General features: G+C 43.0%; 11 protein-coding genes. 3 read left to right on the plus strand and 8 right to left on the minus strand.

Going from position 1 to position 12891, the window contains the following annotated elements; translation table 11 throughout:
• Positions 1–80: 80 nt before the first annotated feature.
• On the minus strand, positions 81–263 hold the full coding sequence (locus QXT17_RS09565) for a hypothetical protein (RefSeq protein WP_342815834.1): 183 nt from the start codon (positions 261–263) through the stop codon (positions 81–83).
• A 571-nt stretch (positions 264–834) separates the two neighbouring features.
• Here QXT17_RS09565 and QXT17_RS09570 point away from each other — a divergent pair.
• The gene (locus tag QXT17_RS09570) at positions 835–975 is read left to right on the plus strand and encodes a hypothetical protein (protein WP_342784842.1); all 141 of its coding nucleotides are present in this window, start codon (positions 835–837) and stop codon (positions 973–975) included.
• A gap of 993 nt (positions 976–1968) precedes the next feature.
• Here QXT17_RS09570 and QXT17_RS09575 read toward each other — a convergent pair.
• From QXT17_RS09575 to QXT17_RS09605, 7 genes are all read right to left on the minus strand, one after another.
• Positions 1969–3138: a hypothetical protein gene (locus QXT17_RS09575; protein ID WP_342784840.1), complete on the minus strand. Its 1170-nt coding sequence runs from the start codon at positions 3136–3138 to the stop codon at positions 1969–1971.
• Positions 3135–3395 carry a hypothetical protein gene (locus QXT17_RS09580; protein ID WP_342815835.1) on the minus strand — a complete coding sequence of 87 codons (261 nt, stop codon included), beginning with the start codon at positions 3393–3395 and terminating at the stop codon, positions 3135–3137. Before QXT17_RS09580 ends, QXT17_RS09575 begins: the two co-directional genes overlap by 4 nt.
• Complete coding sequence (locus QXT17_RS09585) at positions 3388–3948, minus strand: hypothetical protein (RefSeq protein ID WP_342815836.1); 561 nt, start codon at positions 3946–3948, stop codon at positions 3388–3390. Before QXT17_RS09585 ends, QXT17_RS09580 begins: the two co-directional genes overlap by 8 nt.
• Before the next feature lie 152 nt (positions 3949–4100).
• A complete protein-coding gene (locus tag QXT17_RS09590; RefSeq protein WP_342815837.1) occupies positions 4101–4232 on the minus strand; it encodes a hypothetical protein in 132 nt (43 codons plus the stop codon).
• Between the two features lie 519 nt (positions 4233–4751).
• Positions 4752–4967: a hypothetical protein gene (locus tag QXT17_RS09595; protein ID WP_342815838.1), complete on the minus strand. Its 216-nt coding sequence runs from the start codon at positions 4965–4967 to the stop codon at positions 4752–4754.
• A complete protein-coding gene (locus tag QXT17_RS09600) occupies positions 4942–5661 on the minus strand; it encodes an A/G-specific adenine glycosylase (RefSeq protein WP_342815839.1) in 720 nt (239 codons plus the stop codon). Before QXT17_RS09600 ends, QXT17_RS09595 begins: the two co-directional genes overlap by 26 nt.
• 1070 nt (positions 5662–6731) lie before the next feature.
• The gene (locus QXT17_RS09605; protein ID WP_342784832.1) at positions 6732–8144 is read right to left on the minus strand and encodes a DNA cytosine methyltransferase; all 1413 of its coding nucleotides are present in this window, start codon (positions 8142–8144) and stop codon (positions 6732–6734) included.
• Positions 8145–8601: 457 nt separating this feature from the next.
• On the opposite strand from QXT17_RS09605, the gene QXT17_RS09610 reads away from it, so the two are divergent.
• Both QXT17_RS09610 and QXT17_RS09615 read left to right on the plus strand, forming a co-directional pair.
• Positions 8602–11874, plus strand: coding sequence for a DEAD/DEAH box helicase (locus QXT17_RS09610; protein WP_342784830.1), 3273 nt, complete (start codon positions 8602–8604; stop codon positions 11872–11874).
• Between the two features lie 4 nt (positions 11875–11878).
• Positions 11879–12891, plus strand: a 1013-nt coding sequence (locus tag QXT17_RS09615; RefSeq protein WP_342815840.1) for a hypothetical protein, incomplete at its 3' end; no start/stop codon positions are given.

Below are 12891 nucleotides of genomic sequence, written 5' to 3' on the forward strand. Positions count from 1 at the left end.
AGTCTAATACACTAGCAAACGCAGAGCTTCCCCTAACACGCTTTACCAGAATGCATGACTCATCTTTTTTAACTGCTCTTTTAGCCATTTATTCTTCTTCTGCTTCCTACTCTTCCTAGGTCGTGATATCTGGTTGCCTGCCTCCTCCTATATTGTCTTCCCAGCTTCTTCTGTCCCTCCCTTATCTTCTCAAGGTCTTTTTTGTATGTTTGTTCTGATGTCTTTGGCCCCGAAAGGGGCTCGCTTCCAACCAAGTACAGCACTCTCCGTCCTCAAGAACCACGTGGTGGATCCAGCCATGTCTCGGGCATAGAATTTTGTCGTCCCTGAACTTGAGACCGCTTACACTTCTAGTATCTTTAATACGTTAAGTATTATCATTATTCTTCTTTTTTCTCTGGTTTTCTGGGTATTGTCTTGAGAAGCTCCGGAGATTAGGAAGAATACCTTACATATAGCATTATAAAGAGTAGGTGCGAGAAGAGCTGTAATGCAAAGCTAATGGACTTAGACTACGATGATTTTGAACACGGGGTTTATCCAGCGCTCCTCGTGATCAGGAAAACCTTAGAAGGTGATGAGAACGCCGGTTATAGGTTTTACAGATTGGCGTGTGAGGGACATCCATAAGGACAAGACACTAGAGGATGTCAAAGACCTAGCTAACGTGGAAGAGCTATAGACAAATTATGATGAGTACATTAAACCAACTCTTTGTTGGGCTATGGAGAGCTCGAAGAAAATAATTGAGGCTCTGGATGTTATGAAAGTTGTTCCAGAGAAAGGATACATTAGTGGTTTGTTCTACAGCGAAAGGAGATAGGGTTAGCAGGATTGTGCAGGGCTACTGTAAAGAACTACAAGGAAGACAGCAACGTTGTATCTATAAAGCTCGTTAACCTTGGTAAAACATACCAGATACCTATCGAGCTAATGAAGCAGTATGGAAAGGTATTTTTCAAAAATGTATTATAAGAGGTTTGTGAACCCATTCAAGTGTATGACATATAGTGTCTAATTGTCGGAACTAGGAGGAGATAAGTTGAAGGTTTTTCTGAGGAAGATGATAGAAGAGAATCAAGATCCCACGACGTCGCAGGATGTAAGAAGGCCGGAAACCTTATTCGAAGAGCTAAAAGCGCACATTGGTTTGTTTAAACCAAAATCTTATTATCTATACATGGACGCAACGGACATTTTACGGCATGTGCGCCTAAAGATTTAAGCATGGCTGTCTCCCGTATGCTATATCTTATGTAGAGTGCAAGAGCTTGAAACAGGCGTATTATTATGTGGCTTTGCTTAACTATCTTGTATATAAGGTAATTAAGTTAGGAAGACTCTTCATAAGAAATGAATTCACAAGACCAGTGCTAGCTGTAATCATAGCTGGCTTATGCTGGAGAGTTTGCCTGAAGAGATCAGGAGAAATATGTCAACTCTTTTAACTACTCTCCATGAATCTGGCGTGGAGAGAGTATTAGAACCTAAAGGTAGCGATAGGAGGAGATGAAAAAAGACCCGAGTTTATGAAGATAATAACTATCCTTGATAACTACGTCAATAAAGAGAGACTTAATAGTTCACAAGGTCAAATCTCAACAACAAGCGCTACTGAGAAAGAATATAAAGAAACTACTGAATAGAAAAAAAAGACCTCTAAGCAAACTTAATCTAATGCATGAAGGTCAGAGCTGTGATATGAGATCCAGCCATGCTGTTTTTTTATTTTTTCGATGCAGTCTTAGAGGAGTTGCTTGTCTTTCTCGTCAAGCGTTTTTTCCTTGATCTTCTCTAGTAGAGTATCAGTATCTGGGCTTTAGTACACCTCACGAGTTAACCAGCATGTATGGGTTAGGCGGAGAGGTATAGTTAAGGTTTGGATAAGGGCCTTCCCTAGATAAAAATCTGCCTAAAGTGTCGGTTCTGGTTCATTCCCTTCGTTTCTAATTTAAGGATGAGTTGTTGTTAGAAGGCATTGCTGAGGTCTTTATTTTTGAGTATGTCGAAGACTCTTCGGGAGCTAATGTATAGTTCTTTTACGAATTCCTCTCTCTTCAGGCTTGACAGTTTAATGCGTATAACATCTTCAGCTTTTAGTTGACGTATGGCGATATTTGTTATTAAGTCATTGTAAAGGTTTACATGGTAGAATCTGAAACTGCTGCTTCCTACGCCTATTTCCTTGGTTAGGAACTTAGTGAAATCGGCTTTGTTAGGAGCTCTATCAAGAGGGTAGTACAGGAAGTCCACATCGTTAAGTATTTTTGTTTTTTCTGCTGTTTCTTCCTTCATTATCTCAAGCACTCTCGGAGGCAACGGGATATTACTGTGTAGATTCCCTATGAGGTTGGTTCCGCTTAACACTGCGATGAGGTCTTCTGAGGGCACCTCTTTCCCGCTCTTCTTTCGAGGTTTATGGTTGAACAAATATATACCGTAATCTTCGTGTCTGTACTCTGTCCTCATTAGTCTTATGATCTGAGCAACAGTGACATATCCTCCATTCGTGAATCTCCCCCTATTCATATCAATAACGAAAATACCGTCTGGTCCGAAAGCGTCGATGTAAAGTTTCATGAGATCTGGTAATGTCTTTCTTGATGTGTAGCTTGGAATAAAGTATAAAGGCTTTACAGCGACTGATTGTCCTTTCATTAACTTCAGGAAATCTAGGAAGTATTGCTTATTTAGATCCCCATCCACGATTTCCTTGCCTTTGAAAGATTCCTTAATGATTAGCTTAGGTGGGGTGACAAGCCTTGTGAAGATATTACTACATATGATGTCCAAAAAGAACTCCAGGACCTCCTCCAGGAGTTCCTGAGAGGGGCTACCATAGAAAACAACGTTCGTAACGACCACATTTACTTTATCATTCCTCATCTTTTTGTTTAGATATGAAATAAATTTGTCTTTCTCTCTATTATCACTATCTATTCTTTTTATCTTACCTTCATTAAGTTCTAGATACACTTCATGAAGCTTTAGATCTAAACTCTTCAGAGGGGTTCGAAGTATCTTCATGTTTTCATCTATTGAAATCGAGGTTCCTATTTTTAGCTCTGCACGTCGAACCATGTACTTAGGTTCTTCAACTATTATATCCTTTAACTTTACCGAGTAGTCGTGAATCATAGCTCGAACACTAACACATTGTCATCATAGACCATGGCTATCCTTAAACTGCCATCCATTAACCTTCTAACAAATATCAACTTGCCATCAACATAAAGCATTTTGCTCTCCCCAAGCTTGATCCTTTCTAAGATATATTTTCTTGATTTCAAAAAATTGAATCGCAGAAAAATTTCCTTAAGAGTTTTAAAAGTCCCGCTCATAGAGAGCTGCATTGCCGGGGAATCGTTCCGGAGCTCAGATCTGTCATCAGACATCTATCTCTAGCACCACCACGTTTTCTTGCGGGCGCTCTATTCTAACGAGTTTGGAGTACTTCTCTTTCATTTCTTTTTTCATGCGTTCTATGATATCAATTATTTTGGACTCTTTCGTGTGTTCTGGGTATAGGTGGTAAGTCAGTAGCAGGATTTTCTCTTCTGGCAGTTTTCTAAGGGTTTCTATGGCTTTCAGCTCATTCTCCTTCCCTCTCTCTGCCAGCTTCCTGCTCAGCGCTTTGTAGACTTTCAGCCCTCGGTCTTTGAGCGTGTAGTTTCTTCCCTCCTTAACGATATAGTCTGAGAGGTATCCAGTCGTGAGCTTCTCCATAATTGTTTCAGAGAAGGGGCCGAAGGCGTACCCAACAGCATCGCTCTCCAACCCAAGCATCTTAGAAGCCAAGAAAGCAATCTTCTGAATCTTAAGGTGACTCAACTTCTCAGAACCTATAGTCAGTATAATAGCTATATCCAAATCATCAAGATACTTCAACTCCTCAAACACATCATCCTCTTCTCTCCTATTTATCCTGGAATAATCAGTACTCATCATTATCCCTTAAAATGATTATGCTACCACTTTATATAAACTTAAGCATTCACACTCGGCTCGCTTCGATGCCTGAACTTCAGTCATCTAATTTGAAAAATCAGCTACCTATGTTTTCACTTCCTAGACTTCATGAAGAAGCTTTAGTTGTAGTACTAGTGAATGAGGTAAGCTAGCACTGATACAAGGATGCCGGAAGCTGTTATAGCGATTAGTTTAGTATACTCTCCGGAGACTTCTGCAACTAGCTTGTTCTGTATCCTGACGAGTAAGAACAATATCGCCAATCCAGTGATTACAAATGCTGTTTCTTTGAGCGGGTCACTATAGCCTAAACAGAAGTAAATGTGCTAACTTGTAAAGACCAAGAAAGCCAAGAATGACAGTTATTATTAGAAGCAAAGTCAGCAAGTGTTCTTGGTCAATGAGGAGTTGACAGGAATTGACTTCTGTGCCTCATGGAAACCCCATAAAACAGAAACAAAGCAATGCTTAAGGCAACTCAGACCAAAACATCTGCGAAGACTTCTACTGCTCGATGGATACCCTCCTCAGGAGATTCTGTGAATCCCGCGTTTACACCATCATGAAGAATAATTGAATACACAGCATATAAAGCACTGCACCTCCTACGGCAATTTCGATCTGAGGCTCGATGAGGCCTCACAAGAGTCATCAGGACTTCTTCAGCAGTGTTATTGATCTCTTCTTACCGACATTAGGCTCCGTCCTGCCTTTAAACACTTCGGCGAACGCCCTTTCTATCTTTACAATGCAGCTTGGCTTAACTAGATCCACCTGGTCCTTCAGATGTTGAGAACTATCTCGCCTGTCTCGTTACCCACCACGGCACTTGCCACTGCCGCCTCGCCATACCTAATCAAAACTTTTCTCGGTCTACTTACACTGACAACATGAACCTGTAAGGAGTTGTTCTCCATACTAGGCTCAACGTCTCCACCTTTATTAAGCCAGTCTCCATGTTTAGAGCTGGGCTCAGCTGTTATATTTGCTTTTAGCATGTCTGCAGGTGTGGCATCCTAAAAACCGTTCCGTATGCATTCCCCTCAAGTAGTAGGTGCAGTGATCGCTGAGCGGGCATACGTCGCAATACGGCTTCCTGGCAGTGCAGACCTTCCTTGCGAAGTCAAGGACTCCGTAGCTGAATGACCTTGCCCTCTCCGCATCTTGAGGGGTCAGCGTTCTTGCAAAGGACCACAGAGCAGGGTCAGTATGGGGCCTCTTCTTAGCTGACTTTAGCCCGAAAAACCTCTCCAGAACTCTAATTATGTTTCTATCCAGCAGAGGCTCGGGTCTGCCGCATGAAGCTAGGAGAACCTCTGAGGCTATATAGTCTCCAACCCCAGGCAACTCCTCAAGCTCCTCCCTAGAGCACGGCACTGCTCCCTCAAACTTTTCAACCAAGCGCCTGGCGAGCTCGATTAGATCTTGCGATCTCTGATTCTCTATGCCCAGAGGCTTTATGAGAGTCTTAATTTCATCTGCATCGGCATGTAGCACTGCGCGAGGGCTTGGATATCTCCTCAGGAACTCCTCATAAACTTCAGCCACCTGCTTAACCGTAGTTTTACGTAGCAGAAATGCTGCTACAAGCACAGCCCACGAGTCTCTGGTTCTCCTCCAAGGCAGGTTGCTGTCGCCGTGAGATAGGTACCACTCGGTAATCTTCTTTCTGAAGACTTCGGCTTTCTCCATGCCTGCAGGCATCCCCAAGAAATTATACTCTTTTGATAATAAGTTTTTTTATCAAGCTTGGGATTGCTTAACGGTGGCTGGTCTGACTTCTCTTGATGAGAAGACCGCAGAAAAGCGGTTGAGCAGTGCCAGCTTAAAAAGAGCTACCAGCCGTTTTCAGGAAAGAGAAAGCTATGCAAAGAAGCCCTGCAACAGCTTCCTCGGCAGACTGTGTGATGGGTTGTAAAAGAGCGTGACGCTGAGTGCTTCAGATCGGTTTCTTGATAAGTGAAGAATCTTCTTTTAGCTATCGACTCTTCATTAGGGAAGATTGCTTAAGAGCCGCTTTGCAAGCTTTTCAGTCTGGTTCCATGAATAGTCGCAATAGACTAAGGAGCATCAAGACTGAGGGATCTAATGAAGGTCTGAACTAACACTATAAGATGCTTCTTAAGGAAGATTTCCTTCATTTAGCGGATCAAAATCAGGTTCGGCATTGAGATCTAGCCGGACTTCAGGAAAGTGAAAACCTATAGGTTTCTGCCATTATGTATTACAAAAAAGCAATATTCGGCGAACCCTGGAAGAAGTTGAAGCTCAGAACAAGCATAGAGATAATTAAGTTCCAGAGAATGTGGCTGGACATATTCTATGCTCAGCTTGACACATCGACATCTTCCGCTGATTCGTGGAAGCGCGTCGAGAAATCACTTTATCGCTTTTCTGAAGGAGATGTATGTAATTACGTACAAAATTTTCGACATAACTAAGGAGCTGAGCATATGCTTTGAAGAATGATAAATTATGGAACGCTAAGCAGGGCTTTATCAACATTCTAGCTTTTTCAGTCAGCTTTTTTTGACATAGAGCATGCATACAAATATAGAGCAGGATTGCTCAGCAGTTCTGATCGCTGAGGGGAGAATTTTATCAAGAAGGAAGGGTGCTGTTAAGCTCTATCTAAACAAATTCATGGGATGGTGTAGTCTTTTAAATCCCGAATGAAAGTGGAAGGTCTCAGATATTCTGAGGAAGTGGAAGCAAGCATGCCGGAAATCAAAATAAGTTAGGAGAAGCATTCTGACAAGACTTTAGTCCTGCTCAACAGTTTTCAAAATCTCCTTAACCATTTCTGCTATCCTCTTTCCAGCAAGCGGGGGAACCGCTTCCCCTATTTGTCCCCTTATTTCTATTCTATTTCCTAGGAAAACAAATAAGTCTGGAAATGTCTGGAGTCTGGCCTTCTCCCTCAGCTTTAGAGCGTCTCTATCTCTATCGTAGTGGTAGCCTAGTGTTCCTCCCCCACCATACGCCGCTATAGTGTAGCTGGGCTTAAGCGGGTGGATCCTTCTGTACAAGAGGCTTATACCTATTCCCCCCACCTCCCACTCGGTTCCCTTTACAAACTCACAATTTTTGCCCGGCGGTATTCTCTTCATTCTCTCTCGCACTTCCTTACCACTGTTTCGCTGACTGCATGTTCCATCGATCACAGCATCCAAACACACAGGCTTGCCGAAATACTTCAGCTCCTCTAATACAGATTTGTGCTGTGCCCAAGCCTCCTCAAGCTCAAGCTCGCTTCTGCTTATTCCGTTAGCAGTGAGGTAGTCCTTCACTATATCCATTGAAAGCTTGTCCCAAACCTCCTCCTTCCACCTCCTTGCATATTCTGTACCTGCGTTGTCCCACACCCCCTCCCACTTCCGCATAGCTTCTATATACTCAAGCTGAAGGTCTGGCAGGGGCTTTCCCTCAAAAACCTCGATCGGCGTGAGGGGGTACTTCATGAAGATTCGGCTCTTTTCAGCAATTGTGTGCTCAATCATGCTTTTAAGCTCCTTCAGAAGCCTGCCTTCATGTTTTATGAGATCAGATCTTAAGCCCATAATTATCAGACGCCTCCTCTGCTGGGGGACGCCGAAATTGGCAAAATTCGCGATCCCCGAGTACACCAAATAATATCCTTGAATGTTGTTGATATCATTCCTTATTTGAGCGTCCCTCCTTACCTCATCCCACCTTAGGTTCAGCTTCTGAAAGTCCTCAACCACTGTTTTATATGCAAGACCTTTATTGGCGCTCACCAAGCCCGGAACGTTCTCAAAAACGAAAGCCTTAGGTTGCAACGCGGCAAGTGCGCGAACAAAGTATGCATAGAGCCTCCCCCTCCTCACATTTATGCCTCTCCTTTTATCATCAGCTCCTCTGACAACCGAAAAGTCTTGGCAGGGGGGTCCGCCTATCACAACATCTACGCTTTGCCTCTCAATTTCTGCAAAGTCCACTTTCTCAACATCGCAAACCAATACTTCTCCGGGAGCAGGAGCAAAAGGCTTCTGAGAGCCGCAGCGCGATAATTTTAGCCCAAAGTTGTGCGAATATGTAAGTGCGGCTGCTTCCTTAACATCATTTGCAAACAGTATTTCAAAGCCTGCCTCCTTAAAGCCCCAATCGAGACCTCCTGCTCCAGAAAAAAGCGAGACGGTTTTTAGTTTGCCCACCTCCTAAACCCTCCACAGTTCCTGACTTCACAGTATGGAATAAGACAATGCTTTTTTAAAAAAACTTGCTTAGACTGTGCCTTTGTCGAGCTCTCCACCAAAGATGTCAGCAACGTCCTTAAAGTGTTTAGAAAGATATCGCAGGCTCTTGCAAACTCAGGACACACCTGCTTTCTACAATAAAAATAGCTACGTGAAATTAAGGGAAATTAAAAAAGATTTTGATCAAGAATGCCTATCTTGAAGGACTATGAAAACCTAAAATTTTTAAGAGTTTACAATGTTCTGGGCAGTCTTAAAAAGACGCACCCGCCATTCTCAGCTTTTTAGATTAAAAATTTTTAATTAGCAAAGCGTTAGCAACAGTTATTACTGACGCTTGTAACACAGCCTTAAACTAATTCTAGTGCGTTAATAATTTAAATATTATGAGACACTATATTCTTTGGGACTGATAGTGATTAACAGTAAAAATGTTAAGGATGTTATTGAATTTCTCAAGAGCAGACATCACCCAGAAAACCCGCACATTTCGGTACTGGCACCGCCTGACAAGTATGTTTACTCTTCACTTTGGAGGAATATATGTAGAGATTTTGAAAATGTTGAGTTTGAAGACGAAGATGAAGAGGCCTTCATGGAGGAGGCCGAAACCATTCAGGTCTCAAGATTTCCTGGATGGATGTTCGGCTCAGATGTTTTAGTACACAGGACAGGAGAAGAGGCTGGCGTTGCTGAAGTCAGGTTCACCTTTTATGTGAGGCTGGATGCCGACGCCGAAGAGCGGAGTCAGTGGAGAGAAGACAGCTATGTTGAGGTGGAGATAGGGGCTATTCGCAGGGAAACAGCCGGTACTGACGTAGTACTAGAAATCAGGAGGCAGACCAACGTCTTAGAGAAGCTGAGCAACCATGATGGTGAGAAATTGTCTTCTCAATGTCATCTGACAATCGCCGTATTTGGGTCTCAAGAGTCTCTCGAGAATCTCGGCGAAGACTCTTTAAAAAGAGTGATTAAGGAACAGATTGCAAGGAACGCTGAGGTAGAACTGAGTGTTATTAAAGTGCCAATAAGGCCTGGATTGCTTAACTTATCTCTTGAGCTTGAGAGACGGCAGAAGAAATATAAAGGCTCATGCCATCAAGCTTTCGCTTTAGTATTCGGCACATGTGGAGACTTCCTCAAGGCGTACTTGCTGAATCTAGGGTGTGTAGCCAGAGGGGATAGAGAGCTAGTTAAGCATTCATGCGAGAATCCGCACAGGCTGTTCATATATGACAGTAGCGGCAACAGGTGGATTTCGGGTCACCTAATGGAAGTTGAGGGCATCCTAAGATTTGCTGGCGGATGGACTCATGGAGTAAAATGGAATGAATACGGGATGACTGGAGCTCACCCCGTAAATACTTTAGTATTGGTAGAGAACGACAGAACTATTAGGCTGAGAGATTATGACGTTCGAGAGGAAGTGTTGCACCCAATTGAGGAAAGCGAGCGGAGTCCCGGGGACTTCTTGAGCTATATTGCCAGCCAGCTTAGTCCATCATGCAAGGAGAGCAAGAGGTTTGCCTCAGTTGTAAACTCACTAGCAAAAGCTCTAGATGTGATTGGCGTAAAGAAGTTTTATAAATATCAAGAGGAATCTATAGAAACCGTTTTAACGTGCTTGGGCTTACTTGGCCCCTCAGAGGGTTGCAGGGCCGTGTCGATAATGGCAAGGACTGCGGGCGGCAAAACCCTAGCCTTCTTCATTCCGCTGATTATATATACAGCATATGAAAGGCTGTGCAAAGACAGCACCACTGAGAGGGGAGTAACAGCTATTTTGACATATCCAACCAAGGCTCTAGCTAATGATCAAGTCGAAGAAATAGCGCACTTATTGTATTACCTTCAGAAGGCCTCAGGCTTTACGATTAGCTTCGGAGTTCTTCACGGGAACACACCCATCATTAATGAGGCCGTCACCAGACAGGAAGCTGAGCCAACAACCTTGCCGATAACATGTCCTGAGCACAAAAAAAGCATAAGTATAGAAATTTCAGCACTTCCTAATGAAACTTCAGCAATTGCGAAATGTGAGGAAGACTGTGACTTTGCCAGATTTCTAAATGCAGCTATGAGGAAGACGCGTGAGGAAATTTACTATGATCCGCCGAACTTCCTCATAACAGACGAGGATATGATAAACAGGATGCTGTCGGGAGTCAGCAGAAGTGGAGGAAAATCACTGTTCGCCTATGAGTGGGGGCTCTTCGGATACCCATATTCCAGATGTCAAAACTGCAAATACACGTATCCGCTTGCGCTGAATGTCCGGAAGTGTCCTGCTTGCGGGAGCAAGAGCATTGAAAATATTCAGAAACTGCCTAAGCCGAGGGTGGTAGTTTTAGACGAAGCTCACCAGATTTATGGAAGCTTCGGTGTGCAGGTACACCACATGTTATCTCTATTGAACCACGTGCTCGAAGATACACCACTGTTCATACTCTCCAGCGCTACTTTAGGCAGGGTTAAGGAATTCGCCAGTTCCTTGTTAGGAATAAAGAATCCCGATGAGATACGTGTAATCCAGGCTAAAACAGGCCGAGGAGGGCACCTAAACCCTGCCCATAAGAGGACGTTTGTATTCATAATGCCTAAGACGTACACTAGAGATGCTACTATGGTTAGAATGCTTGAAGAGCTGGTGAGGGTGAGCAAAGATAAGCCGAACAGAAGTGCTTTAAGTCTTAGAGGGGTTGTATTCACTAATTCTTTAGGAGAAAGCAATGAAGCAATACAAGCCTTAAGAAACAGCTTCGATGTTTCGGAAAGCATCGTTGTCGACGGCCACAGTACAGATTATGAGGGAAAAAGAATTGAGGTGGAGAATGACTTTAAGCAAGGCAAGATACACTGGCTAGTAGCTACAAGCACTTTAGAGCTCGGCGTAGACTACGGAGTTGTGGACTTCGTTGTAATCTATGGAATGCCCACAAAAATAACCAGCTTTGTTCAGAGAATTGGCAGGGCTGGGCGTAAGAGAGACGCTACAGTCTTCATAGTGTTCAACCCTGATCTTCCGCACAACTATACATTGTACGAGAATTATGCCCTTCTTTACGACGAGAACCTTAGAGAAAAAGCAATAGAAAAAGAGATGATATTGATCAGTCCGTCTAATATAGAAGCTGTGAGAAGAGCAACCGAAAGATGGCTAGCTGCTACAATTAATCTACTGTGTAGTAGACATAGGATGAAAGAGGCTTGCGAGATTGTAGCGGGAACTCTGAGTGCAGGACATAAAGCCTCTGAGGCGTGGACAAGCATTTTGGACAGCGCAAATTACAGACAAGCGTTAAACACTAAACCTAGGAGCATACAATCACTCATAGACTTGAGTCCTAAAATTTACGACAAACTAGTAGAAGAAGAAGTGAAAGAGCTAATTAATTACATAAAAGCAAAAGGGAGTTACATAAGAACGCTTAAGGATTTGACAGTGAGTTATGAAGATAGGCTGTACACGCTGAGAGCGGCTGATGAGGAGGTTGCGGTAAAATATTTTTTAGAAAATCTTATACCACCAGAGGAAACACAGCGGTCTAGAGAACTCAGGTATATTTTGAGACACGCTCTTAAAGGGCAGGTAGTCTCTTATAGAGGTCTTTTCTTCATGGTATCAGATATCAGTTCGAAGAGCATCACTCCCATCAGGGAGTTCCTTAAAACCAACAAAGGTGAGTAGAGCTATGAGCCCCTTAGAGAAGTTTGAAAAGATGATAAGCTACTACGCTAAAGCATACTCTAGAAATCCATCCTTATCAAGCGCCCTTGAATATGTTTTAGACAAAGTAAAAGCAGGCAGAGCAAGCGTTCATAAGCCTATGACTGTCCACGCAGAGTTAATAGTTGGCGATATAGGAAACTTTAAATTCCTCAGGTGCCCCAGCTGTGGGACTGTCTATGATGCCTTCAGAATTAATAGCCTCAAATGTAAAAGGTGTGGAAAGAGTTTGGTCCATGCATATGTAGGCACTCCTATTGATTACGGCCAGAGACGCTATCCATATATAATCAGCCTTGCCCATAAAAACTCAAACTACTTCATTATAACACCTACGGACTATCTCCTCCACATTCGTTGCAGTATCCATAATGACTTGAAGAGAGTAAAGCCTTCGAACCCTAATAGACCTATCTACAGTCTCCAGTACATCTGTCCATGGAATGACAGAAGTTGTCAACACTATGGATCAGAAAACTTATGCAGACAAAACAGTGGGGGGATTGTTATGTTCAGGAATGAAGAAGGATACAAGAGAGTTCCATCACTACCTTCAGAGGGTCTCACCAAGCCTTTCTCGTTAGCTGTATTCAATAAGGAAGAAGAGACAGAAGATCTCACAAAAGACTTGGGCGGAGAATTTTTTGACCAAGTAATTTATGGCAAGTTTAAGGTATGGTTCATCACTTTATTCTACTTGTTGGGAAGCGCTTCTATGCCTCGTAGCAGAAGATTGCCTATAATAGTTGAAAGCGATGGTGATGTAACACTAATAGGTAGAGATATGATCACGGAGGGTGTGCTCTTCAGACTTAATCCTGATAAAATAGCGTCTGCTAAGCAACAAGTTAAGGTTAGCGAGTCGACTGTCGTTCACTCAATTTCACATGTGATTATGAAGGCTGTGATAGAGCTCTCAGGGCTGTCGCCGAGCGAGTTCAGTGAAGCCATATATTTGGATGAAAATAGTAGTACTAT

The sequence above is a fragment of the Thermofilum sp. genome (genome assembly GCF_038871435.1).
Taxonomy (GTDB): Archaea; Thermoproteota; Thermoprotei; order Thermofilales; family Thermofilaceae; genus Thermofilum; species Thermofilum adornatum.